We start from the raw sequence: 26,181 nt of genomic DNA on the forward strand, positions 1-26,181 counted from the left end.
ACTTTACAATGTCAGTTTCAATGCAACTGTAAACTGCTTCTGGATCGGTTGGGCAACACCGCCGGAATTGAAGAACTCGGGGTCTTGTCCTTTCAGCTTCTTGTCCGAATAAATCAGCCACGGATTGATCGACGAAACCTGAATACTTGCCGCTTTGAATCCATACTTCGAGATAACCTGTAACGGCAGTTTGTAAGCCAGCGATACCGATTTCAACCGCACAAAATCGCCTTTCGCCACGCGATCGGTCGAGTAGTTATAAATGTTGTAGGGATAGGTGCCTTGAAGGTATAGCATTTCCAACCGATCCGAAATCGACGGGTTGGCACCATATCTCTCGTCACCCGACATCACCCAGCGGTCGTAAAATTCTTTTGGCATTGCATCCAGATCACTGAATGCCCCCCGGAACAAGGGATTAAGTCTGATTTTATTACCCGCCTGGTAAGTGAAAAATACATTCAGCGTAAGTCCCTTATAAACCAATGTGTTGTTAAAACCACCTGTAAATGGCGGGTCAACCGGCCCTTCATATTTGAGATACTGAATATTCTGGTCCTGCAAATACACATCCGAGCTCACTTCCCCTTTCTCATTCAGGAATATCGGAACACCGGTTTTAGGATTCAATGCACGGTAGTCGATCGAAAAAAGGCTCCTTACCGGCTTACCCTGCACATTGGCCCCTTCCGCTTTTACGAGGTCGAAAATGCCCGGGCTATTGTCAACATTTGTGATGAGTGTGTGCGAATAGCCGAACGTAATGCGCGAGCGAAAATCCCAGTCACGGTTTTTAAACAACACCCCGTCCACGGAGAAATCGGCACCGTACGATTCCATATCGGCATAGTTAGCGACCTTGTAAATCTGCCCGCCAATACCTGACGTCTTGATCTGATCAATCAAATCGAAACTGTTTCGAACATACCCGTCTAGTGTAAAATTGATCCGGTTGCCGAACAACCCTACATCGAGCCCCAGGTTTCCGCTATACAACTTTTCCCAGGTCAGCTCCGTGTTTTGCAGCGCAGCAAGTTGTATCGCCGACTCTTTTTCGTCTACATAAGGCCGACGGGTTATAATGCTTTGCAGCAATACAGCCGCATTGGTAGCTGGGCCGGTGTCTGCGGAGAGACCATAACTCAATCGCAAGCGCCCCATACTCAACCAGGTCGAATTTTTGAAGAAATTCTCACGATCGAAGTTCCAGGAACCGGCAAGCGTGTATGTAGGCAGCCAACGCGCAATGGCCGACTTCCCAAACCGGTTGGAGCCGTCGTAACGAACATAACCTGTTACGTTATATTTTCCGTCCAACGTATAGCCAAGGCTTCCATAGAATGCGGCGAACCGTTCGTAGTCCATTTGCATTCCATAGTATTGGAAATTGGTCTCGATCGTCTGCTTCAAAATACGGTAATCCACAAACGGGGTTCCACCCTGGTCGTATTGGAAGCCGTAGCCGGTATTATTGGAGTTCTGGCGGTTGGTAAACTTTACCTCCTGCCCGATCAGCGCATTCACTTCATGACGCTCACCAAGTTTCTTGTTATAACGCAGGTTATTCCTCACGTTGTAGAACAGCATCTGATCTTCGTTGCGGTTGTAAAACCCACCTGATGGCAGCACTATCACTGGCTCAGCGTTAGGTACGTCGGGGTCGGTGTACAGGTATTTATTGGCCAGTGCGATAGTCGAATTGTCGGCTGCGCGATATGCATTGGCCATGTTGCTATGTTCCGTAATAATATGTTCCCGACCGGTCTGAATGTATCGCAACGCACCTAGGAAATCGTAGCTCAGGTCATCAGTGATTTTGTAAGAAAGATTTCCTTGCAACTTGATATCGGCCAACGTCAGGTTGATCCTGTTGTTTGCCAATTCCGAAACTATGTTAAAAGGGGCGAAATTTCTGCGAAAGAATTCAAGATTACCGGTCTGATCGTAAGCAGTGAGCGTTCGGCTGGTGTTCAATGCGTAGCTGAACGGGTTGATATCAAAATCGCGGTCATACTTTCCTTCCACCGGGTTGCTTCTTCTGCTCAAAGAACCTGGCGCCTGTTGCCTCCTTACAGAAGCCAGTGTGGTCAAACCGATACTCAGACGATCGGAAAGCTGATAGTTGTTATTGAAGTTCAGTGTGTAACGCTTGACCTTATCGGCAATCGTCCAACCATTGTCATCCAGGTAACTTACCGAAGCATAGGAGTTGGATTTATCTGTTCCGAAAGAAACACTGAGAGAATGCTCGTGTATGAAGTTTTGCTTGAAAAGGACATCGAACCAGTCGGTATTGGCTTTTGCGTAGCCTAACAAAAACTCCCGCCGCTTTGCCGGGTTATTCACCAGGCCAAAATCCCCTTGGTCGTCGCCAACCTGGATCAGATTGTACAACTTTCCATACACCCCATAATCCGGTTTGGAAAGAACATCCGTACCCAGATAGCCTTTGCGTTCCAGTTCTCCCAGCACCGACATCTGCTGCGCCGAGTTCATAATGTTGAAATTGCGATAGGAAGGCACGAGCTGCGTGCTGAAATTGCCCGAATAGGTGATCACCGGCTTGCCGCTCTTTCCTTTTTTAGTAGTAATCACAATTACCCCGTTCATGGCGCGCGCACCGTACAATGCGGCTGCGGCGGCGTCTTTGAGGATATCAAATGTCTCGATGTCGTTCGGGTTGAGACCTGCAACGGCCGAGCCTAGCAATGTGGTAGGGTCGCCGCTGGAAAGCTGGTCGTTTGAAATATTGACGATATCCTCCTGCACAACGCCGTCGATTACCCAAAGCGGCTTGTTGGCGCCATTCAATGAAGTAGCGCCGCGGATACGGATTTTGGGAGCGGCACCGAATGTGCCTGAGACGTTCTGGATCGATACACCCGCCGCACGGCCTTCGAGCATCCGGCTCACATCGGGCAAACCGTCGATCTTGACATCGTCGGTTTTGAGCGTTACGGCTGAACCTGTGAATTTATCTTTATTAATCTGCTGAAAACCAGTGACAACCACATCTTGTAAACCCACGGCATCTTCCGCGAGTTCGATCGACAGGCTGCGGGCAGCTTTTACCTCTTTGGACAAAAATCCGATCATGCTAACGACCAGCGTCGCATTCTCGTTTACGCCCTGCAACAGGAACTCCCCCTTCTCATTGGTGACCGTACCTTTCTGCAAGCCTTTCACCCGGACAGTCGACCCGATGAGCGGTTCGCCGGTGCTGCTTTTCACGACACCTTTGACGTCGATATCGGCGGTGAATGCAAACAAAGAAGATGGAAATGCGAAAACGGACAGAAAGAAGACACCCAGGAGCAACACAATAAGCCGACTCAGGCCACTGATCCGATAGAAAAGATTCATATAAATAAGTATAAGTCTAACCCCAAATAACAGTCCGTCCGCCCAAAGCGGGTTTAATTAATAAATTCAATAATACATATTATCGCACGAAAAGCGAAAACATTCTACCACAGGCGGTGACAAAAATTAAACTAATGCCAACTACCCCGAAACCAAAAGAATATACTCAATACGCACAAGATGGCAAAACCGTGGAGGCGTGCGGTGTGATTTTAGCAAATTATCTTTCTAAAAACACTGTTAAATCGCTTTTTATTGTTCAAAAACACGACTTAAGATGCATTACCGGGCATCTTTTTTCTCTTCTGTCAAAACCGAAGTAATGCGGTTCAATTCGTCGACTTTCGAAGCAAAATCTCCTTTCAGCATATCACGGACGGCTTTGAGTTGTTCCATGGCTGCTTCAAGGTTGTCGGGAAGCGCTTCGCCGAGGACTTCTTTGAGCCGTTTGGCCAGTGTAGGAGACATTCCGTTGGTAGAAATAGCCACTTTGAGATTGCCTTTCCGGACAACCGAGGAGAGGTAAAAGTCGCAGATATCGGGCGTATCGGCCACATTGGCGATGATATGCCGAGCGCGGGCGGTTTCCCAGATCCGTTTATTTTCCGGCTTATCGTTCGTAGCGACGATCACCAGGTCTTTTTCGAGCAGGTCATCGTCTGCAAACTTCCGCGTAATTAGATTTATTCGGGAATTAGTCGCCGCAATGCTTTTGATTTCCTCCCGGATTTCGGGCGCAACTAGCGTTACGCGTGCGAGCGGGGAGTTGTCGAGAACGGCCGTGATTTTTTCCAAACCTACGTAGCCGCCGCCCACAATGAGCGTGTGCAGGTTTTCGAGTTTCAGGAATATCGGGAAGAGATTGTTCATTGATCAAATTTACACAAATAACCCGTTCATACCGAAACCGAGAAACCCTTTATAACTATTCCAACATCACACTTTTTCTATCTGCTTCTTTCCCCGTACCTTTGCACCATGATCGCGATTACGAACCTCAGCTATTTCCTGGGCGACCGTGCCTTATACGACGGCGCCTCTCTACATATCAAGCCAAAACAAAAGATCGGGCTCATCGGACTGAACGGTACCGGTAAGTCGACCCTGCTGCGGATGATCAACGGAGAATTCCAACCCGACGGCGGCTCGATCTCCAAGGCAGGCGACTGTACCATCGGCTTTCTCAACCAGGATTTGCTTTCATACCAATCCGAAGATTCGATCCTTTCGGTAGCGATGCAGGCATTTGAAAGGCAGAATGTGCTGCAAGTGCAAATGGACAAAATCCTGCACGATATGGAGCATAATTACTCCGACGACCTCGTGGACAAGCTCGCCCGCGTGCAGGACGAATTCGAAGCATTGGACGGTTACTCGGTACAATCGAAGGCCGAAGCGATCCTCGAAGGTCTGGGCTTCTCGACCGCCGATCTGAACCTGCCATTGCGCCAGTTCTCGGGAGGGTGGCGCATGCGCGTAATGCTCGCGAAGCTGCTTTTGCAAAAGCCGGCGCTCCTAATGCTCGATGAGCCTACCAACCACTTGGACTTGCCGTCTATTCAATGGGTAGAAAAGTATACGCAAAACTATGAAGGTGCGGTGATCGTCGTTTCCCACGACCGCCAGTTCCTCGACAATACGATTGATACTACCGTGGAGGTTTCCGGCGGGAAACTCAATTACTACGCAGGAAATTATTCCTATTACCTGGAAGAAAAAGCGCTCCGCAACGATATTCAGCGCGGTGCTTACGAAAACCAGCAAGCCAAAATCCGTCAGACGGAACGCTTCATCGAGCGTTTCAAAGCCAAAGCCACCAAATCACGCCAGGTACAAAGCCGCGTGAAGGCACTGGACAGAATGGATGTTGTGGATGAAGTACTGGATGAAAATGCAAAAGTGCACTTCCGCTTCCAGTTTACAACCCAGCCGGGTCGCCATGTTTTCCAATTGGAAGATGCATCCAAGGCTTATGGTGACAAGGTAATCCTCGATGCTACCAATATCAGTATGGAACGCGGTGATAAAATCGCGTTGATCGGGGCTAACGGTCGTGGTAAATCCACCGTGCTCCGCATTGTGGCGGGTACCGAACCTATCGACGGGAAACGAAGACTGGGACACAATGTATCGTTCACATTCTACGCCCAGCACCAGCTCGAATCCCTCAACGTGGCGCATAACCTCATCGAGGAATTGAAATACGCCAACCCGACCAAGACCGAAACCGAGTTACGGACGGTTTTGGGTTGCTTCCTGTTTACCGGAGATGATGTTTTCAAGAAAATCAAGGTTCTTTCCGGGGGGGAGAAATCGCGGGTTGCATTGGCTAAGGTGCTGCTTTCGCAAGCTAACTTCCTGTTACTCGATGAGCCAACTAACCACCTGGATATGCAATCTGTGAATATCCTGATCCAGGCATTGCAGCAGTATGAAGGCAGTTACATCGTCGTTTCCCACGACCGGTATTTCGTGGAAAACATTGCGAACAAAATCTGGTACATTGAAGACCATGAGATCAAAGAATATCCTGGCACGTATGAGGAGTATGAGATTTGGGTCGAAGAACGCGGCTTACAATCGGCTGTAAGCGAAAAAGTGCAGGTAAGCAGCGCCCCGCCGCAGAAAAATCAGCCGGCACCTGCCAGTCAGAACAAAAACAATGGTAAGCCTCAATCAAACGAAGATGCGCAGAAGCTAAAAAAAGCGAGAAAGCAGATCGAGGAGCTGGAAGATACCATCAATAACCTCGAAATAAGGAAAGCAGAAACCGAAGGCAAACTGGCTGAGCCTGCGATCTACAACGATTCCGTAGCACTGGCTGAACTGAACCGGTTTTATGCGGATATCAAGCAGAAGCTGGAACAGAGCACGGAGGATTGGGAAAATCTGATGCTGGAAGTGGAAGAGCTTTCGGGGAAATAGGAAAAATGAGAAGGGAGCTGGATGGCTCCCTTTTTTGTTATCTCAGGTCTTCGACTTGCGCATATACGTCTGCCATTTTTAGTGTAAGTCCAATGTGGCCGATTTCAATGCTGCCTTCCAAATCAGCCGCTTCCGAGGCCAGGATCCACATCCCATTACTTCCCTTCCGGTACACCGCAGCCCTGATCTCCTGAGAGTCGATAACCACATACTCCACGAGTGTCCGAAGACTTCGGTACAGGTGAAATTTCTTTCCTTGGTCATAACCTTCTGTGCTCGATGAAAGCACCTCGAGAATCACCGAAGGATTGAGCAATGTGTCAAATTCCTGGTCTCGAAACTCCGGTTTACCGCAAACTATCAATAGGTCTGGATAGGTGTACAGTGTATTTTCCGGAATATGGACACGCATATCGCGGGAAAAGCTCTGGCAGGACTTTCCTTTCAATGCCAGGTAAATTTCGCCCGACAAATTCTCCGTGATCCGGTTGTGATACCGGCTTGCTCCCGACATCGCAAAAATCTCCCCGCGGTAATACTCGCTCTTGTACTCCGCGGCGCGTTCCAGTTCAAGATATTCCTGTTCCGTGTACATTTTGATCGCTACTGCTGTCATGGTTCTAATCAAAAATAGTTAATAATGTTCAAATCACCTTTTCCAAACTCTATGTACCTTACAGTAAAAAGTTACGTTTCCATTTAAAAATCCCGAGATGCGTTTAGTACTGTTAATAGCACTTTTTCTCTTTTGCACACACGCTTACGCGCAGCCGCAAGGGCTTCGCCTGGAAGATTTTATTTATCAGGACAAAATCAAAACCGTACTGCTGTACCCTGCCCTGGATGATCCTGAAACACCCACCCGGCTGCTCACACCGCCCATTACCCCGCTGAACAACCCTGCGCCGCTGGTACTGGAATTCGACGATATGACTGGCCAACCCGAGGGTTACCGTGCCAAAATCATCCATTGCAATGCCGACTGGACCAAATCCAACCTGAATGACATCGAGTTCACATTCGAATTCAACGAGTACCCGGTTAATACCTATGACCAGTCGTTCAGCACCAAGGTACCTTACACGCATTACCGTTTTGAATTACCCAAATTGAAGCTCCCGGGGAATTATGTAATCTATGTGTTTTCGGACCGGGACAGAAAACTAATGTGCAGCCGGCGGTTTATGCATTATCAACCGCGCGTAAACGTTACCGCGAAGGCCCGCTTTTCGCAAGGCATCGAGCAACAGTTTTCGGATCAGCAGATCGATTTTTCGGTGGATTACAAAGGGTACCAGCTCGTAGCGCCGCAAACAGACCTGAAAGTGGTGATCCGCAAGAATTTCCGCTGGGACCAGGCGAAAACCAATTACAAGCCGACCAATGTGCGTCCCTTTGATCAGCTATTGGAATACACATTCTTTGATCTTGAAAATACTTTCCAGGGCGGAAACGAATTCCGGTATTTCGATAGCCGCTCGCTAACCGGTCGGGGCTATGGGGTAAATGAGATTGAACGAACGGATGACTTTACGAAGCTTTTCCTTTTCCCTGATAAACCTCGCGCGCACGTACCTTATGTGCAAATGGACGATTTCAACGGACAATACATTGTAGATCAGCGCGAATCCGGACGAGGAAGTGTAGAGGCGGATTACACGCCGGTGGTGTTTACATTAAAAACAGCGGAAGAACCCGGCGCAACATATTATGTAAATGGCGCTTTCAACCTCTGGCAGCTTACCGACAGCAATAAAATGACGTACGACGCTACTGCGCAGGCGTACCAGGTGGAAATGATGGTGAAGCAGGGTGTCATCAATTATGACTATACCGTTGTGAAAGGAAACCAGAAGCCAGATGAAGCTTACATTGAAGGAAATTTTGCAGCGACTGAAAACGATTACGACATATTGATCTACCACCGTCCGCCGGCCAGCCGCGCCGACCTGCTTGTCGGCTACCGTACCGTAGAATGGAACCGGCGGCGCTAAACTGCTTAACGTTATGAAATCATCAGCAAACACCGTGTATTTAACTTCAAACCTCTCGATTACCAACGACGAGAATTACATTGTCGATTGCCTGGTGGACCATGACGAAATGCCGGCGAATTTCGAAGCCAGCCACGTGATCAGCTTTTACGTCCAGACCGACCTTTACCTGGTGCTTTACTTCCCGCAAGAGGACGACCGCGGCTTTCAAATGTACGTGATTGAGGATTTTTCGCAGAATATCGATGATCTGGTGTTTCTACGGGACATGTTCATGCAACTGATCAACGAGGGGCACAATCCCGAAGTGATGAAAAAAGCGCATTACAAAGTGGACAGCATACTGCATATGGCCAAAACGCTGCGCGCGGTGATCCACAAGGATGCTCCCGATTATTACGAGGATTGATATAAAAAACAAAGAGCGGCCCGATGAGTCGCTCTTTGCATATCTGACAGATATTTAGATACTATACATTAAAACGGAAGTGCATAATATCGCCGTCGGCTACGATGTATTCTTTGCCTTCTACGGCCATTTTGCCCGCTTCTTTCACAGCAGGTTCCGTTTTATACTGCTCGTAGTCAGCAATTTTGATCACCTCCGCACGGATGAATCCCTTTTCAAAATCGCTGTGGATCACGCCCGCTGCCTGCGGAGCTTTCCAGCCTTTCACGATCGTCCAGGCACGCACTTCTTTTACCCCGGCAGTGAAATAGGTAATGAGGTTCAAAAGCGCATAGGAAGCCTTGATCAGCTTGCTCAAACCTGATTCCGACAACCCATATTCACTGAGGAACATTTCGTGCTCTTCCGGATCTTCGATTTCCGAGATTTGTGATTCGATCGCTGCACAAAGCACGATTACATCCGCGCCTTCGTGCTTAACAGCTTCCCGCAATTTTTCGGAATACTCGTTGCCGGTGAGCATGGAACCTTCGTCCACATTCGCCACGTAAAGTACCGGTTTGGCAGTCAGTAATTGCAGGTCACCGATAACAGATTCTTTCGTTTCCGCATCGATTTCAACAGCTCTCGCATTCTTGCCTTCTTCCAGTGTCGATTTATATTTTTTCAGCCATTCCAATTCAGCTTTCGCCTTGGCATCACCTGCGCGCGCACCTTTTTCCGTTTTCTGAATTTTCTTCTCGACCGATTCCAGGTCTTTCAGTTGCAGCTCTGCGTCGATGATCTCTTTATCAAAAACCGGATCTACGCGACCTTCCACGTGCACGACATTGTCGTCCGCGAAACAACGTACCACGTGTACAATCGCATCCACCTCACGGATATTGGCCAGAAACTTGTTACCCAAACCCGCTCCCTGGCTCGCACCCTTCACAAGGCCGGCGATATCCACGAATTCGATGATGGTAGGGATTACTTTTTGGGGACTAACCAGCTTGGTCAGCGTATCCAGACGTTCGTCGGGAACGGTCACAACGCCCACATTGGGCTCTATGGTGCAAAAAGGATAGTTGGCAGCTTCGGCTTTGCCGGTAGAGATGGCATTAAAAAGGGTGGATTTCCCAACGTTCGGCAATCCGACAATCCCACATTGAAGACTCATATATGAATGGTAAGCAGTGAACGGCGGCCTCATACCTGCCTTAAAAGCAATGCATGCCCGCCTGCTGAATAATAATTTTCGCAAAATTACTATTTAGCAGGTACAAAAACCAAAAGCCTTCGTAATCAATTGCGAAGGCTTCTATTCAATATCTTAATTTCTTAATCCCACTTAAGGTCCGACTCTCCTACTACGTCTACCTCGTCTCCTTTGGATTCGAATTGCGAAAAGTCAACCTCTGGCATCAATTCTGTCTTCACGTGATCAACTGCTTCTTTCAATGCCTCCACGAACTTGTCAAAGTCCTCCTTGTACAAAAACATCTTGTGTTTTTCGTAGGTAAATCCGTCTCCCTGAGGGTGGCGACGGCTTTCAGTGATGGTAAGATAGTAATCGTTAGATCGCGTAGAGCGAACATCGAAGAAGTAAGTCCTTTTTCCCGCCCTGACCCTTTTGGAGTAGATTTGCTCTCTGTCTTCCACTATGTTTAGTTTTAAATAGGTTTCCAAACGCTAAAATATAAAGTTTATTGCTGGTTCCAAAGAAACCGGAACATATTAGCAATTTGTTGGTTACGGGTTACAATATGGGCAGTCGGCAGCACTCAAATTATGTGGGACTTTTGCTGGTGCTTTAAAATCTTTTCACTAGTTTTGAAATTCGTGGGTTTTAAAATTGACCTGAAACACCAAAGGAAGATATGAGATAAGGGACTTTTACCTTATTATGTTTCACCTAAATCCAGAAAAATGACTTATCGTCGGATTCTGATTCTCACCATGTTAGCGTTTACCGCGCTGTTACCGGAAGCCATTGCGCAGGTAAAACTCGGCAAAACCGAAACCGGAAACGCCTCCTACTACTCGGCGCGATTCCACGGCAGGAAGACCTCATTCGGGGAAGTACATAAAAGCAGTGAACTGCTGTGCGCCCACCGGAGTTACCCGCTGAACACGATGCTCGAAGTGACGAATCTGGATAACGACGAAAAAGTAATTGTGAGGGTCAACGACCGCGGCCCGTTCTCAAAGCATCGCGTAATTGACCTCAGCAAAGAAGCGGCCCGCCTGATCGGCATTCTCGCAAAAGGCGTCGCTAATGTTTCTGTAAGAGTGGTGGGAATGGAAGGAATGGTGCTCTTATCACCCAGCGAAGAAATCGACCCGAAATCGGGCAAAGTCATTTCCATGAGAAAGTAAGCCTTGATGCTAGCATGAGTGTCCGCCAACTGGATCTGGCCAAAGTCAGAGAATTCGGAAACCTGGAATTTCTTGCAAAACAGTTGGTAGAAGGTTTCATCACCGGTCTTCATAAATCCCCTTTTCACGGCTTTTCAGTCGAATTTGCCGAACATCAGCTTTACAATACAGGCGAATCCACACGGAATATCGACTGGAAGGTTTTTGCCAAAACCGACCGTTTGTACGTCAAACGCTACGAGGAAGAAACCAACCTGCGCTGCCATATTCTGCTCGATACCTCGTCTTCCATGTATTACCCGGAGGACAATTACGGCAAAATGACGTTCAGCGTCATGGCCGCTGCAAGCCTTACCTATCTATTGCAACGACAGAAAGACGCGGTAAGCCTCTGCACATTCTCGGAACAAATCGAAGTACAAACGGCTGTCAAATCCACTCCCTCGCATGTGCACAAGATCATGCTCGAACTGGAACAGCAGCTGCAAACCAACCGCCCGCTGCTAAAAACTTCGGTAGCCGACGTCCTGCACCAGATCGCCGAAAAAATTCATAAGCGGTCGCTGGTGGTAATTTTCAGTGATATGTTCGATAATATCGAGGATGCCGACAAGATTTTCTCCGCATTGCAGCATTTGCGGCATAACTTGCACGAAGTACTGCTTTTCCACGTCACCGACCGTAAAACGGAGGAAAACTTCGCATTCGAAAACCGTCCCTATGAATTTATCGATCTCGAAACGGGCGAAAAAATCAAAGTCCAGCCCGAGCAGGTGCGCGAGTCGTACCAGCAGTTTGTAGGTGATTTTTATCAAAAACTGAAACTGAAATGCGGGCAATACAAGATCGACTTCATCGAAGCGGATATTGCCAAAGGTTTCGACCCTGTACTGCTCGCCTATTTAGTTAAGCACTCCAAAATGCGCTAGTGCATTTGAAATCAGATTATTGATTCAAGAAGAGCGACATGAACAGCTCGTCCAGATGCGCCACGGGAATGACTTCTATCTTCCCTCTCTTTAAATCCAGCCCCTTACTATTATATTTCGAGATGTAAATCTTCTTGAAGCCCAGCTTTTCGGATTCCGAAATGCGGCTATCGATCCGGTTAACCGCTCTTACCTCCCCACCCAATCCAACTTCCGCGGCAAAACACACCGACGGTGGAATAAATTTATCCTCATAAGACGAGACAAGCGAAGCTACCACCGCCAAATCGATCGCCGGATCTTCGACCTTCAAGCCGCCGGCCACATTCAGGAACACATCCTGCACACCCAACCGAAAACCTCCCCGCTTTTCTAAAACTGCGAGCAGCATTTGCAAACGTTTTGCATCGAAACCGGTACTGCTCCGCTGTGGCGTTCCATAAGTAGCAACACTCACAAGTGATTGTATTTCAACCAACAATGGCCGGTTACCTTCCATCATCGAGCCGATCGCAATGCCGCTTACCGGCTCATCGCGCTGCGAAATGAGGATTTCCGAAGGATTGCTAACCTGACGAAGGCCTGTTCCCTGCATTTCATAAATACCGAGCTCGGAGGTACTTCCGAAGCGGTTCTTCATCGTCCGCAAAATCCGGTAGGTATTGTGCCGGTCGCCTTCGAACTGCAAAACCGTGTCCACCATGTGTTCCAGTACCTTCGGGCCGGCGAGCGAGCCGTCTTTGGTAATATGCCCGATCAAAAACACGGGAACGCCCATTTCCTTCGCATACTTCATAAACTCCGCCGTGCATTCACGCACCTGCGACACGCTGCCCGCGCCCGACTCAATGTAGGTCGATTGCATGGTCTGAATAGAGTCTACAATCAATACTTCCGGTTGAAAATCTTCGATTTGCCTGAAAATGTTCTGCGTCTGAGTGTCGGTGAGAATGAAACAGTTATCACTTTTCGCAGCCATACGCTCCGCCCGCATCTTGATCTGAGCCTCCGATTCTTCACCTGAAACGTAGAGCACCTTCTTATTGGAAAGGGTCAACGCGATTTGGAGCATTAATGTGGATTTCCCAATGCCCGGTTCGCCGCCGATCAATACCAACGAGCCTGGGACGATTCCTCCGCCCAACACGCGATTCAGTTCCTCGTCGAATGTGCGGATTCGCGGTTCATTTTCGTAGACAATTTCAGCAATCGCGCGTGGCCTACTGGCCAGGTTTACCGATTTCCAGGAAACGGCTGTCTTTTTATCTTCCTTTTCAATAACTTCCTGTACGAAAGTATTCCATTCACCGCACGAGGGACATCTGCCGACCCATTTTGGCGAATTATACCCACATTCCTGACAAAAATATGCCGTCTTGGCTTTGGCCATAATAGAATAGTCTAATTTATATTCTCTTGGTGACTAACGTAATTCAGACGATATTAATCCAATTTTTGCATGTTCCAGCCACAAAATCAAAAAAAATCTGGGATGGGTATAGTTTTTTGCAAATTGGCGTTATTAACCTGTTTTACTTAAAAAATCATATTATCCATGAACATCCTGACAAAAGTGGCCTGTGCCTGTTTGCTCTGCATTTTCGCATTCTCAAATGTGCAGGCCCAGAAAAAAGGTTTTGCGTTTGGTATCAAGGGAGGGGTGAACCTGTCGCGGCTTACAATGGGCGACGTTTTCACGACACGTTACGATGATAATGGAAATCCGTATCTCGGATACGACGGCAAAGAGGTTCGCGATAACCTGAAAGAAAGTTTCAATACGAGAACCGGCGCTGTGGGCGGTATCTGGATGCGCTTCGGCAGAACCTTATTTATCCAGCCGGAAGTTTTGGTTTCGACCAAAGGCGGCTCGTTCAAAATAATCCAGAATGACCGGGAAATACCGGTAGAAAAAACAATCAATGTCAAATACAGCAATATCGACGTTCCCCTACTGATCGGACTCAAAGGCGGCCCGTTCCGCATTCTCGCAGGACCGGTCACTTCCTTCCGCATCGGCGACAACCAGCGTTTACGCGACGCATTCAAATATTACACATCCGATTTGAACAATGCCATGTCGCAAGCGACATTCGGTTACCAGCTCGGCGCCGGTCTGGATCTGGGCAATTTCAGTCTTGACGTAAGAAAAGAAGGTTCATTCACCAACCTGGCATCATTCCAGGTAAGCGGCCAGCAAGTCAATGGCGGTGCGTCGTTGAAACAGAAAGTGAGTTCCTGGCAGGTGACGCTGGGGTTGAAGTTGTTTTAATGAGTCAATGAGTCAATGACTCAATGACTCAATGACTCAATGACTCAATGACTCAATGACTCAATGAACATAAATTTCGGATCTTAAATATTTACTCATGAACTCTTAAACTTTGAACTCTCTATAAACAAAACGAGCAGCCTTCGATCGAGCGATGGCTGCTGTTTTTATGAATAACCCACTAATTTAATTCACCAAAATATCTTATGCGCTAATGCGGATGAGGTTAGTGTGATCTAAAAGACCAGATACCTCTTTGATTTTTCTGCGCGATACGACTACTTCTTTGCCGCAGGAAAGTTTCAGCATGCGATCGTCTTCCATACGCTCTACCACGTAGTCGGCATTTACGAGGTATGACTTGTGAACGCGGAGGAATTTATCGCTCAACTGCTCTGCAAGCGATTTCAATGTTTTTGACACCAGGTATTTCTTACCGTTGTTCGTGTATATGAATGTGTAGTTTCCTTCACCTTCGAGGAAGGTGATTACGTCGGGTGTCAGGAAAATCGTTCTTCCCATCGATTGTACCGAAATGTAAGAACGACTGTCGTTGTAAGATCTCTCTGACAGGTTGGGGCGAGTAAAGCTTGGAAAATTTTTCATGGTAACTACGCTAATATTGTTGTGATTTCTTGTTTCAAAATTAGCACATTGCGTAGTGTCCAGAAAATACGTAAAAGTACGTATCTGGATTTAACCAATTGATAATCAATTATTTAACAAATAGGTAATATATCAAATGACGTAACGAAACTTAGTAAAATGCGTAATTTTACGTAGTCCCAAAAACATGGACTTTTCTAATAAAGCTTCTCAATAGACGTAACAGGGCCATTTCACTTCCACCAGCGAGCTAACTTTCGTTATCTTTGCAGGAATTTCGAGGCCCCGAATAAGAGCCTCCCGTCGCACCGGACGCGGCGTAAGTCACCAATAACAACAAGCTTTTATGATTACCGAGCGGGTAAAAGAGTTAGTTTCTGAAATCGAACAGGCAACAGTTGGCAATAAGGAGCAGCTGGAAGCTTTCAGGTTGAAATATATTAGTAAAAAAGGCGCAGTAACCGAGCTTTTTGATAACCTCAAAAACATCCCGCAGGAAGACCGCCGGGCTGTTGGACAGGAATTGAATACCCTCAAAAATCTGGCGCAGACACGTTTTCAGGATTTTCAGACGGCGATCGAAAATTCAGCAGACAGCAATCCTGAAATGCTGATCGACCTCACTTTGCCGGTAGCGCCCAACTTGCAGGGAAGCCTCCATCCGCTAACCATTGTTCGCCGGAGGATCATCGAGATTTTCGAACGCATGGGCTTCAATGTCTCGTACGGGCCGGAAATCGAAAAGGACTGGTACAATTTCAGCGCATTGAACTTCGCCGACAATCACCCGGCGCGTGAAATGCAGGATACTTTCTTTATATCCAAAAGTGAAGGCGAGGTAAAGGACGACGTCCTCCTGCGTACGCACACGTCCAACGTGCAGGTGCGTCTGATGGAACGCCAAAAGCCGCCTATCCGCTCCATTATGCCGGGCCGCGTGTTCCGTAATGAAGCTATTTCAGCACGCGCGCATTGTGTTTTCCACCAGGTAGAAGGCCTTTATGTGGATAAAAATGTGAGTTTCAAAGATCTGAAAGATACATTATACCATTTCGCGAAGGAGATGTTTGGTAAGGACTCTAAAATCCGTCTCCGCCCGTCGTATTTCCCGTTCACGGAGCCTAGCGCGGAGATTGATGTTTCCTGCTTCATCTGCGGCGGCGTAGGCTGCAACGTTTGCAAGCATACCGGTTGGGTAGAAATCGCGGGCTCAGGCATGGTAGATCCGAACGTTTTGGAAAATTGCGGTATCGACAGCGAAGAATATACCGGTTTTGCATTCGGGATGGGTATCGAGCGGATCACAATGCTTCGTTATGGCATCAATGACCTTCGTTTATTTACAGAAAACGATGTTAGGTTCCTCCGGCAATTCGAAGGCGCCTGATTTGAGATACATTAAAAAGTAAATGCCCTGAGATGATTACATTTCAGGGCATTTACTTTTTAGTACAATATCAAAACCTGGTTTCCAGATAATAGGGAAGCATTTTTTTCCATGCCCACCACTCGTGCGGAATGTCGCTTCCCCAGATATCCAGCTCGTGCGGCACATTTTTGGAAGCCAGGATCGACGAAATGTGCCTCGAATAATCCGGCACCTCGTACGCGCCCGAGCCGGTGATGAAATGGATATGACGACTATCCCGGTACATTTGCAAATGCCATTCCGCCTTCAAATTCGGCAGGTAATGCACGGGCGAGTTGAAATACACATTGTCATCGTAATAGCCATCTGTGTAAACGCTCAGGTCGTAACAGCCACTCATCGCGATCACCCCATGAATGTAATCCGGGTGCTTGAAAAACAGGTTAGCGGCATGCAATGCACCGAATGAAGCACCTGCGGCAACGATTTCATTGGTAGGGCTGGAATCTTCCTTGATAAACGGCACCACCTCCTTGATCACATAATCGTTAAATGCCTGATGTCGCACCGCCTTGTCGTAGCCATGCATGTGCGGGTTCAGCCAGCTTTCTGCATTGATGCTATTGATACAATAAACTTTGACTTTACCGGAATAAATGTAGGGCTCAATGGCGTCGATGAGGCCATTCCGTTCGTATTCCAGGTAGTCCGATGCCGCCGTCGGAATAAGCAGAAGCGCAGTTCCGTAGTGACCGTAAACGGCAATTTCCATTTCCTTGTTAAGCGCCGGACTGAACCATCCGGTTATATGGCGTTGCATTGTTCAATCATTTTAAGTTACTGACAATTGATAATCAGGCAGTTCAAACAAGGTTTATCAAAAAAACAAATAAACCGTTATCATGAACAGACTGCCAGTAACTGTTAATGATAACTTAATACAATACCCAGGTGTCTTTTCCGCCACCACCCTGCGACGAGTTCACCACCAGAGACCCCTTACGCAGTGCCACGCGGGTAAGTCCGCCCGGAATTACGCTGATGTCGTCGCCATATAATATGTAAGGCCGGAGGTCGACGTGCCGCCCTTCGGCATGCCCCTCGACCATGCAGGGCACTCTTGATAGTGAAATCGTTGGTTGCGCAATATAATTCCTCGGATTGTCCTTTATTTTTTGACGAAAAAGCTCATGTTCTTCTTCCGTAGCTTTTGGCCCAATGAGCATTCCGTAACCACCCGCTTCATTGGCTTCTTTTACAACCAGTTCTGAAATATTCTCAAGAACGTAGTTCATGTCATCCTCCTCGCCGCAGATGTAGGTTTTTACATTCGGAATAATGGCTTCCTCTCCCAGGTAATACTTGATAATGCGGGGCACGTAGGCGTATACCACCTTATCATCTGCCACGCCCGTCCCAGGCGCATTCGCCAATGCTACGCGTCCTTTTTTGTATACTTCAAAAATTCCGGGAATGCCGATCAGCGAATCCTCACGGAATGACTCCGGGTCCATAAACGTATCGTCTATCCGGCGGTAGATCACATCCACGATCTGTAAACCATTAGTAGTCCGCATTTTGACATAACCATCCGAGACCACGAGATCGCGCGCATCCACAAGTTCCACACCCATTTGCTGCGCGAGGTAGGAATGCTCAAAATAGGCGGAATTGTAAATGCCGGGCGTCAATACCGCCACAGTCGGGTTGGGACGGTCGGCAAGGTGTTGCAGCATTTGCAGCAGGCGAGTCGGGTAATCGGATACGGGCCGCACGCCTGTACGCGCAAGCACGTCCGGGAAGATCTGCTTCGATAATTCCCTGTTTTCCAGCATATAAGAAACCCCGGACGGACAGCGCAGGTTATCCTCCAATACCATAAATGTGCCGTCGTCGCCTTTAATGAGGTCGGTACCGGTAATGTGGCACCAGATTCCCTTCGGCGGTTTCAATCCGATGCAGGGTTTGAGAAAGCATTTGCTCGACTCGATCAGCTCGCGCGGGACTACGCCGTCGTTCAGTATATTTTGCTCATTGTAAACATCATCGATAAACATGTTCAATGCCTTAATCCGCTGTTTCAGGCCTTTTTCGAGCCACTCCCATTCCGCATTCGAGAGCACGCGTGGGATGATGTCGATCGGCATGATGCGCTCGGTACCTTCGCCTTCGGAATACACATTAAAAGTAATGCCCATCGACAGCAGCGCACGCTCGGTAGCAAGCTGGCGGTTGGTCAGGTCTTCGTGGGTAAGATTTTCAAATTTGTTCTTTAAATGTTCATAGCCCGGACGTATTTCGCCCCCCGGGGTAAACATCTCATCGAAGAAATTTTCTATTTGGTAATTAGAAAATGAAAAATTCATACAATTCAAAATTTGAATAAGTCAATACCGATAGTTCACAGAACAATATATGGTCAATGTATGAATTACCAAAACAAATACCAACAAGCATTACCACTCCGCCACTTCTCCCGATTCGCGGAAAAAGCCAATATCCGCTTAAAGCACTGAGCCTGACAAGCTACATAGCAAGCAACTATTTGCGCATTACCTCCGTATTAAAATCGTGCCGCCCAGCGTTATGGAATATTCTTTACCCAAACAGTAAACAATGTTGCAAGTCAATGCGGTTAGCATTTTCTTTGTAGCCTGATCTAACTGTCGGCCACCCCTACCGAATCTCACGTTCCCTATGCAAAGAAGCTGGTTATCCATATTAGGATTGGTCTGCGGATTAACCATCAACTCCCTCGCCCAGCATTTGCCCGGCACGGCCATGAGCAATTTCGCCGGAACGAATGCCTTATACCATAATCCGGCATTTGTAGCGGACAGCCGTTACAGCGTATATGTGAATCTCGTCGGCACGCAATTTTACACCGCCAACAACCACGTCAAATACGAAGCACCTTACTCGTTCCTGAGCCTGATTACCAACACGGTACCAGCCAAATACCACAATGAACGCGGCATGCTGCTGTTTCCCCGCTCCTATCTGGGCGAGAAACTGAACGGTAACAAAAAGTATATGAACGCGGGCGGCGATACACGTTTGCCTTCGATCATGTTCAATATGTTCAAAGGGCGCGTTGGTGTAGGCATTTCATCGCGGGCCCGCTACATCCTGAACATGACCCAGGTAACGGAGCCCATGGCGCGGTTGATCAGCAAAACGACTCAGTTCAAGGATATACAAGACCAGGTTTATGAAAACCAGTCGGGCCAGCTGCATGTGAATGGTATGGGTGAAATAGCGCTGACGCTTGGCGGTACCGTTTTCGACGATGAAACGGACTTCTTTAAAGTCGGTTTCACGGTCAAAAGGCTCATAGGCCTTTATAATGCACACGCCATTATCGAAAATTCATCCTACGACATCCAGCCCGACGCCAACTGGGAAAACAAGCGGCAGTATATTAATGTGAATGAAATCAACGTGCGCTATGCCCTCACGCGTGACGAAGGGTTTCAGAATATAAAACCCTCACCCGCGTGGCTGCTCGGCGGCGCGCCTCCGGGAAGCGGCTGGGGTTTCGACCTCGGAGCTGTTTACGAGTACCGGCCCGACGTCCACAAGGCCACTTACCGCGAAAGAGGCGAACGCAAACGCGACGCATCGAAGAACAAATACCTGTACCGCGTAGCCGTTTCCCTGACCGACATCGGCCGTGTGCATTTCAACAACCCGGCCTACATTCTGCAACAGGAAACCCACACGACGAACAAGGAATTCCGTTACGACACTTTCCAGAAGCTGAAAGGCTCGGAAGGCATATTCAATGCGATCAACTCCTCGCTGGACGGCGGGCAGCCTATCGCGCCGAATTTCAAATCGGTGTTGCCGATGGCCTTCCAGGCGAGTGTGGATTATAATGTAAAACCGAATGTGTACGTAAATGGGCTTTGGGTACAAAATCTGATTTCTCAGGGCGCATTCGGTATGAAAGCAGAGTCTTACATTGGCGTTACCCCGCGATACGAGCACAAATGGTACGAAATATCGGTACCGCTGTCGTTGATGAACCGTTACCGCACCCCTGCGATCGGTCTCGCGGGCCGCATTGGCCCGCTCTGGCTCGGCACCGACCACCTTACCGGGCTCCTGAATATCGGCAATCCACGGGCATTCAACTTATATTTCGGCATTTCCGGCGGACTGTTCCGCAAACCACCCGAATCTCAAAACCAATGCTGGCCGCCGCGCGATTCGTGGATTCGCCGCATCTTTTCCAAACGATAAATTCCGCTTCAACGTTATCAAAGGATATGGTACGATTTTTCTGACCATTCCTAAAAAACAAATCCATGAGAGAAGTACAAAAAACCAGGGAAGAATGGCAGCAGGAGCTTACCGGCCAGCAATGCTTTGTTCTGTTTGAAAAAGGCACCGAGCGGCCGTTTTCGCATCCTTATAATGACAATAAAGAAGAAGGCACCTACGTGTGCGCGGCATGCGGGACGCCCCTTTTCAGTTCCGAAACCAAATATGATTCCGGTTCGGGATGGCCGAGCTTTTTCATGCCGGTAGCCAAGGACAACGTGGAAGAAATTGTCGACAAAAGTCATGGCATGACCCGCACCGAAGTGGTTTGCAGAACCTGCGGCGGGCACCTCGGCCACGTGTTCAACGACGGGCCGAAACCCACGGGACTTCGTTACTGCATGAACGGAGCCGCATTGAAATTCCACAAAGCTGAATAGAATAAATCTTAGAAAAAGCCGGATTGAATCATATCTATCCGGCTTTTCTTATCTTTGACCCATTACGAACCAAAACGTTTGATGGAAGTTATCCGATCGTTTTTTACCAAAATCAGAACGCTGTTCCGGGCGATTCGTGCCTGGCTCGCCACACTCATCAACAGGATTGCTTACAAAATTACCGCACTTGTAACCGGCAAACCCAAGGCCGACAAGTTGTTCCACACCTATCGACAGAACAAGAAATCCGCGCGCAACTGGTGGGAGGACAATATCGATACCAGCTCGAAATACTACCGCCCGATCATGACGATCTGGAAAACAATCGCTTATGGGATCGTAGCATTCGGGCTCTATATTTTCTGTGTTGAAACCAACTTCCTCTGGCTCATGGGCAGCATGCCGAGCGTCGAAGACCTGCAAAATCCGAAAGTGGCGCAATCCTCGGAAATTTATACTGCCGACGGCATCATGATCGGGAAATTCTACACCGAAAACAGGACGCCGGTACCTTACAAACAGATTTCTCCTAACCTGGTAAAAGCATTGATCGCGACCGAGGATGCCCGCTTTTACCGGCACTCGGGTATCGACTACAAAGCGATGGCCAGCGTGGCCTGGGGCATTGCCACTGGTGCTACTGACCGCGGAGGTGGTAGTACCATTACACAGCAGCTTGCCAAAAAGCTTTTCAAAACGCGTAAATCCGGTGCGCGGGGGGTACTAGGCTACGTCCCAGGCCTCAGTACATTGATTTACAAAACCAAGGAATGGCTCACCGCCATTAAACTGGAAAGGAATTTTACCAAAGAAGAGATCCTGACCATGTATTTCAACACGGTCGACTACGGGAACAATACATATGGTATCAACACCGCTGCCAAATCATATTTCAGCAAATCGCCCGACAGCTTGAATGTGCAGGAATCGGCGGTGCTGGTGGGTCTGCAAAAAGCGACAACCACCTACAACCCGATCCGCAACATGAAGCGCTCGCTCGAACGCCGTAATGTGGTAATCGACCAGATGCGTAAATATGGCTACCTGAGCGCCAAGCAGGCCGATTCCATCAGCGCGTTGCCTATCGAGCTGAAAACCAAATTCGAGACGCCTTACGATGGTAATGCCAATTATTTCAAGAATGCGGTCGTTGATTTTGTTAAAAAATGGGGCGACGAGAATGGTTATGACCTTTATACCGATGGCTTGAAAATCTACACGACCATCGACTCGCGCATGCAGGAGGACGCCGAGGAGGCTATGACCCAGAAAATGAAGCAGCTGCAACGCGTTTTCGAAGATCACTGGCGTAACCAGAACCCCTGGCGCGACGAGCAGGGCAACGAAATCACCGATTTCCTCCCGAACGTCGTGAAGCGAACCAGCAAATACCGCACATTGGCCGCCAAATTCCCGAACAATCCCGACAGCGTGACCTATTACCTCAACAAAAAGGACACGATGACCGTCTACGACTGGAAAAACAGCGGGGAGATGACGAAATATTGGAGTTCGATGGACTCGCTCGATTACTATAAGCGCATTCTCCGCGCCGGTATGATGGCCATGAACCCGCAAACCGGGCAGATCAAGGCTTGGGTGGGCGGTTTGGACTACAATTATTTCAAATACGACGCCGTGAAGCAAGGCAAACGCCAGCCCGGCTCTACATTCAAGCCGTTCGTCTACACGACCGCAATCGACGACTCGTCATTTAATATGAACCCCTGCGACGAGATCGTGGACAAACCGTTTGAAAAAACTTACGAGGAAGACGGCGAGGAGAAAATCTGGAAACCGCGCAATGCAACGGGCACTTACACCTACGCGCCCATGACGCTCCGTCGCGCACTCGCGCAGTCGATCAACTCTGTGACAGCGGAACTTACCGACCAGGTAGGCGCAGCGAATGTAGTTCGGTATGCTAAAAAAATGGGCATTACCACGCCATTGAAGCCGGTTCCGTCAATCGGCTTGGGGCCATTCGATGTATCGCTTTATGATATGGTAGCTGCCTACGGTGTTTTCGCGAACAATGGTACTTACACCCAACCCATTCTCGTGACGAAAATCGAGGACAGCAATGGTAAGGTAATTGAAGAATTCCAACCGGAACACCGTCAGGCGATCAGCGAAGAATCCGCATTCCTGATGCTGCAAATGCTGCGTGCGGGTGTGGAAGAAGGCGGTGGCACATCTGGAAGTATCCGCTGGCGTTTCAACACGACACTGAACGGCAATGAGATGGGCGCCAAGACCGGGACTACATCCAATAACTCCGACGGCTGGTTCATGTGCGTCACGCGCGACCTCGTAGTGGGCGCCTGGGTAGGCGGCGACGACCGCAGCATCCACTTCCGGACGACAAATCTCGGTGAGGGTGCCAAAACCGCGTTACCGCTGGTAGGGGCATTCCTGGAAAAGGTTTATAAAGACAAATCCATCGAACCAGGGCCATTCCCGAAACCGAGTTTCAAAATATCCAAAACCTACAATTGCCCTACACAATGGGCACCGGCCGTAAGCGATTCACTGGGGATTGAAGGAGATAGTACTCCGGCAAAACGAAATGAAGAAGACGATTTCCTCATCGGGCCACCGCCAATTCCTTTGGATACTGGGAAGAGGAATTGAGTTTGGAGTTTATGAGTTCATGAGTTTATGAGTTCAGAGTTTAAAGTTCAAAGTTTAGGGTTCAGAGTCGAGAGTTCAAAGTTTAGGGTCCAGAGTTTCAACTTTTGACTCTAAACCTTTAACTCTAAACTCCCTACAAACTCCCAATCTTATGCACCTCCTTGTACTGTATCCGGTACAGGTTCGCATAAGCGCCATCTTTTTCGAGCAATTGTTCGTGGTTACCTTCCTCCACGATCCGTCCTTTATCTACTACGATAATCTTGTCCGCCTCCTGGATCGTCGACAGCCTGTGCGCGATCACAATCGCCGTGCGGCCATGCATTAAGTTCTCGATGGCGTGCTGAATGAGTTCTTCCGTTTCACTATCCACGGATGATGTAGCTTCGTCGAGGACGATGATCTTCGGATCATGCACCATTGCCCGTACGAACGAAATAAGCTGCCGCTGCCCTACCGAGAGCGTCGCGCCGCGTTCCATTACATTGTAGGTATAACCGCCCGGTAAGCGCTCGATGAAATCGTGCACACCTACCAGTTTAGCCGCTTCCACGATTTTTTCATGGGTAATGCTTTCGTTGCCAAGGCGGATATTGTTTTCAATCTTATCTGAAAAAAGGAAAACATCCTGCAACACCACACCGATGTTCTTGCGCAATGCATTCAATTCATAATCATGCACTTCCACCCCATCGACGTAGATATTCCCTTTATTAATGTCGTAAAAACGCGTGAGCAGGTTGATGATCGAGGACTTCCCGGCACCCGTGGCACCCACGAAGGCAATAGTTTCCCCTTCTTTTACTTTAAAATTAATATCCCTTAAAACGTACTCCTCGTCATTGTAAGCAAACCACACATTGTTGAATTCCACATTACCCTTGACCGATTCGGGTGCGAATGTGCCTTCATTGGCCGTGTACTCGTCGCTATCGAGCAGTTTCAGGATGCGGTCGGTGCTCACGATCCCCATTTGTAATGTGTTGAAGCGGTCGGCTAGCTGGCGTATCGGGCGAAAGAAAAGGTTGATAAACATCACAAATGCGGTAACCGTACCGAATGTGACCTCAGCGTCGAGAATCTGCTTCGAACCATACCATACCACCAGCCCGGTACCCGCCGCAGCGATGACATCCGCCACCGGATAATACACCGAATAATAGAGAATAGACCGGATGTTCGCATTGCGGTGTACTTTGTTGATCTCCCTGAACTTCTTGAATTCGATGTCCTCGCTACTGAAAATCTGCACGATACCCATGCCGGTAATGTGCTCCTGCACGAATGCATTGAGGTTCGAAACCGCCGCCCGCACTTCATTGAACGAGTCCTTGATCTTCTCCTTAAAAACGTAAGTACAGAAAAGCATCAGCGGGATCATCGAAAGGCTGATCATTGAGAGCTTCCAGTCGGTGTAGAACATCACGGCGATGATCAGCACCAGTTGCAGAATATCGCCTGCAATAGCCGCCATACCGTCGCTGAACACGTTAGAAAGCGTTTCCACATCCGAAATCGTGCGTGTTACGAGGCGGCCGATGGGTGTATTATCAAAGAATTTGAGCCTCAATCCGATGATCTTCTGGTACAATTGCACGCGGATATCGCGGATGATGTACTGCCCGAGCCAGCCCGACATATAAGTGTTCCAAAACTGTGCGATGCCCTGGAATAAGGTTACTACCACCATAACGATCAGCATCAACGTCAACTGCGAATAGTTGCCGTTGGCGATCGGCGTATCGATCGTGTATTTGATCAGCAGGGGCGTAAGCGGCGCGAGGACCGCATTGAGCAAAATAATGGCAATGAGCAGGTAAAACTGCTTCTGGTAAGGTCGAACGAATGTGTATAGACGCCTTAGGGTGGGAAGATCGAATATCTGGCCGCTTTTGGTTTCCTGGTTCACCGGGTAGCTATTAGGTAATACAGTGGTTGTTCTGAATCAACAATGCAAAGTTAGAAAATGTCACAGAGGGGATAAAAAATCTGGCAATCGGTGCATATCTTTTTCAAATACACTACATTAACGTTTCAAAGCCTCAATATAGTCAAAATGGAGCTGTTTCTGAGTTTATGTCTGGGAATCGGCCTGAGCGCAAGCTGCGGTTTCAGGATATTCCTGCCCATGCTTGTCGCGAATGTCGCGGCGATGAACGGCTGGATTTCGCCCGGAGAGCAATTCGGGTGGCTGAGTACCTGGACGGCCTTTTTCGCATTGGGAACAGCCACGTTGCTGGAAATTGCCGCCTATTACATTCCTTTTATTGATAACCTGCTCGATACCGTGGCTACGCCTGCGGCCGTGGTGGCGGGAACCTTACTGACCACTTCGTTCATCGAGATCGATAACCCGATGCTGCATTGGGGGCTCGGACTGATCCTCGGCGGCGGCACGGCCGGATTGATGCAGGCCGGTACGGGTATCCTGCGGCTCCTTTCGTCCAAAACAACGGCGGGTATCGGTAATCCGGTGGTTTCTACGGCCGAGAATGTCGCGTCCTTCGGGCTGTCGGGCCTGGCGGTATTTCTGCCGGTAATTGCCCTGGTGCTGGTAGTTTTGCTGGCCTTGTGGCTTTTGAAACGATTACTGAATTTGAAAAAGTCTTAATG

The 26,181-nt window shown here is 48.5% G+C and carries 21 protein-coding genes; 11 read left to right on the top strand and 10 right to left on the bottom strand.

Annotated features, from left to right (window positions below; all coding sequences use genetic code 11):
* Window positions 1-3: 3 nt before the first annotated feature.
* Window positions 4-3,363 (bottom strand): SusC/RagA family TonB-linked outer membrane protein, encoded by a 3,360-nt coding sequence (locus BLQ88_RS15155; protein WP_090151467.1) that lies wholly within the window; start codon window positions 3,361-3,363, stop codon window positions 4-6.
* A 282-nt stretch (window positions 3,364-3,645) separates the two neighbouring features.
* Window positions 3,646-4,233: a precorrin-2 dehydrogenase/sirohydrochlorin ferrochelatase family protein gene (locus BLQ88_RS15160; protein ID WP_090151470.1), complete on the bottom strand. Its 588-nt coding sequence runs from the start codon at window positions 4,231-4,233 to the stop codon at window positions 3,646-3,648.
* Window positions 4,234-4,341: 108 nt separating this feature from the next.
* Here BLQ88_RS15160 and BLQ88_RS15165 point away from each other — a divergent pair, with 108 nt between their 5' ends.
* On the top strand, window positions 4,342-6,288 hold the full coding sequence (locus BLQ88_RS15165) for an ABC-F family ATP-binding cassette domain-containing protein (RefSeq protein ID WP_090151472.1): 1,947 nt from the start codon (window positions 4,342-4,344) through the stop codon (window positions 6,286-6,288).
* Window positions 6,289-6,325: 37 nt separating this feature from the next.
* Here BLQ88_RS15165 and BLQ88_RS15170 read toward each other — a convergent pair whose 3' ends face one another.
* Window positions 6,326-6,904, bottom strand: coding sequence for a Uma2 family endonuclease (locus BLQ88_RS15170; protein WP_090151476.1), 579 nt, complete (start codon window positions 6,902-6,904; stop codon window positions 6,326-6,328).
* Window positions 6,905-7,001: 97 nt separating this feature from the next.
* Between BLQ88_RS15170 and BLQ88_RS15175 the strand changes: the two genes are divergently transcribed.
* Window positions 7,002-8,282 carry a type IX secretion system plug protein gene (locus BLQ88_RS15175; protein WP_090151478.1) on the top strand — a complete coding sequence of 427 codons (1,281 nt, stop codon included), beginning with the start codon at window positions 7,002-7,004 and terminating at the stop codon, window positions 8,280-8,282.
* Window positions 8,283-8,295: 13 nt separating this feature from the next.
* Window positions 8,296-8,691 carry a hypothetical protein gene (locus BLQ88_RS15180; RefSeq protein WP_090151480.1) on the top strand — a complete coding sequence of 132 codons (396 nt, stop codon included), beginning with the start codon at window positions 8,296-8,298 and terminating at the stop codon, window positions 8,689-8,691.
* Between the two features lie 61 nt (window positions 8,692-8,752).
* Here the strand turns inward: BLQ88_RS15180 and ychF are convergent, their stop codons facing one another.
* Both ychF and BLQ88_RS15190 read right to left on the bottom strand, forming a co-directional pair.
* The gene (gene ychF, locus BLQ88_RS15185; RefSeq protein WP_090151596.1) at window positions 8,753-9,853 is read right to left on the bottom strand and encodes a redox-regulated ATPase YchF; all 1,101 of its coding nucleotides are present in this window, start codon (window positions 9,851-9,853) and stop codon (window positions 8,753-8,755) included.
* Between the two features lie 161 nt (window positions 9,854-10,014).
* Window positions 10,015-10,362, bottom strand: coding sequence for a DUF3276 family protein (locus BLQ88_RS15190; protein ID WP_019942161.1), 348 nt, complete (start codon window positions 10,360-10,362; stop codon window positions 10,015-10,017).
* A gap of 240 nt (window positions 10,363-10,602) precedes the next feature.
* Between BLQ88_RS15190 and BLQ88_RS15195 the strand changes: the two genes are divergently transcribed.
* Together BLQ88_RS15195 and BLQ88_RS15200 are read left to right on the top strand one after the other, a co-directional pair.
* Window positions 10,603-11,052, top strand: coding sequence for a septal ring lytic transglycosylase RlpA family protein (locus BLQ88_RS15195; RefSeq protein ID WP_090151482.1), 450 nt, complete (start codon window positions 10,603-10,605; stop codon window positions 11,050-11,052).
* Between the two features lie 14 nt (window positions 11,053-11,066).
* Complete coding sequence (locus tag BLQ88_RS15200) at window positions 11,067-11,981, top strand: DUF58 domain-containing protein (protein WP_090151485.1); 915 nt, start codon at window positions 11,067-11,069, stop codon at window positions 11,979-11,981.
* Between the two features lie 16 nt (window positions 11,982-11,997).
* Here BLQ88_RS15200 and radA read toward each other — a convergent pair whose 3' ends face one another.
* Entirely contained in the window at window positions 11,998-13,371 is a 1,374-nt protein-coding gene (gene radA / locus BLQ88_RS15205) for a DNA repair protein RadA (RefSeq protein WP_090151488.1), read from the bottom strand.
* A gap of 165 nt (window positions 13,372-13,536) precedes the next feature.
* Between radA and BLQ88_RS15210 the strand changes: the two genes are divergently transcribed.
* Window positions 13,537-14,253 carry a porin family protein gene (locus BLQ88_RS15210; RefSeq protein WP_090151491.1) on the top strand — a complete coding sequence of 239 codons (717 nt, stop codon included), beginning with the start codon at window positions 13,537-13,539 and terminating at the stop codon, window positions 14,251-14,253.
* Between the two features lie 204 nt (window positions 14,254-14,457).
* Here the strand turns inward: BLQ88_RS15210 and BLQ88_RS15215 are convergent, their stop codons facing one another.
* Window positions 14,458-14,775 carry a LytR/AlgR family response regulator transcription factor gene (locus BLQ88_RS15215; protein WP_090151494.1) on the bottom strand — a complete coding sequence of 106 codons (318 nt, stop codon included), beginning with the start codon at window positions 14,773-14,775 and terminating at the stop codon, window positions 14,458-14,460.
* Window positions 14,776-15,205: 430 nt separating this feature from the next.
* Here BLQ88_RS15215 and pheS point away from each other — a divergent pair, with 430 nt between their 5' ends.
* Window positions 15,206-16,246, top strand: coding sequence for a phenylalanine--tRNA ligase subunit alpha (gene pheS / locus BLQ88_RS15220; protein ID WP_090151496.1), 1,041 nt, complete (start codon window positions 15,206-15,208; stop codon window positions 16,244-16,246).
* A 70-nt stretch (window positions 16,247-16,316) separates the two neighbouring features.
* Here pheS and BLQ88_RS15225 read toward each other — a convergent pair whose 3' ends face one another.
* A complete protein-coding gene (locus tag BLQ88_RS15225) occupies window positions 16,317-17,048 on the bottom strand; it encodes an esterase family protein (protein ID WP_090151499.1) in 732 nt (243 codons plus the stop codon).
* Between the two features lie 115 nt (window positions 17,049-17,163).
* On the bottom strand, window positions 17,164-18,594 hold the full coding sequence (locus BLQ88_RS15230) for a circularly permuted type 2 ATP-grasp protein (RefSeq protein WP_090151503.1): 1,431 nt from the start codon (window positions 18,592-18,594) through the stop codon (window positions 17,164-17,166).
* Window positions 18,595-18,925: 331 nt separating this feature from the next.
* Here BLQ88_RS15230 and BLQ88_RS15235 point away from each other — a divergent pair, with 331 nt between their 5' ends.
* From BLQ88_RS15235 to BLQ88_RS15245, 3 genes are all read left to right on the top strand, one after another.
* Window positions 18,926-20,473: a DUF5723 family protein gene (locus BLQ88_RS15235; protein WP_090151506.1), complete on the top strand. Its 1,548-nt coding sequence runs from the start codon at window positions 18,926-18,928 to the stop codon at window positions 20,471-20,473.
* A gap of 65 nt (window positions 20,474-20,538) precedes the next feature.
* Window positions 20,539-20,934 (top strand): peptide-methionine (R)-S-oxide reductase MsrB, encoded by a 396-nt coding sequence (msrB, locus tag BLQ88_RS15240; RefSeq protein WP_090151509.1) that lies wholly within the window; start codon window positions 20,539-20,541, stop codon window positions 20,932-20,934.
* 81 nt (window positions 20,935-21,015) lie between these two features.
* Window positions 21,016-23,568, top strand: a complete 2,553-nt coding sequence (locus tag BLQ88_RS15245; protein ID WP_090151513.1) for a penicillin-binding protein 1A — start codon at window positions 21,016-21,018, stop codon at window positions 23,566-23,568.
* A gap of 133 nt (window positions 23,569-23,701) precedes the next feature.
* Here the strand turns inward: BLQ88_RS15245 and BLQ88_RS15250 are convergent, their stop codons facing one another.
* Window positions 23,702-25,477, bottom strand: coding sequence for an ABC transporter ATP-binding protein (locus BLQ88_RS15250; RefSeq protein ID WP_090151516.1), 1,776 nt, complete (start codon window positions 25,475-25,477; stop codon window positions 23,702-23,704).
* Between the two features lie 147 nt (window positions 25,478-25,624).
* Here BLQ88_RS15250 and BLQ88_RS15255 point away from each other — a divergent pair, with 147 nt between their 5' ends.
* Complete coding sequence (locus tag BLQ88_RS15255; RefSeq protein ID WP_090151519.1) at window positions 25,625-26,179, top strand: DUF4126 domain-containing protein; 555 nt, start codon at window positions 25,625-25,627, stop codon at window positions 26,177-26,179.
* Window positions 26,180-26,181 lie beyond the last annotated feature (2 nt).

It is taken from the genome of Dyadobacter soli, from assembly GCF_900101885.1.
Taxonomy (GTDB): Bacteria; Bacteroidota; Bacteroidia; order Cytophagales; family Spirosomataceae; genus Dyadobacter; species Dyadobacter soli.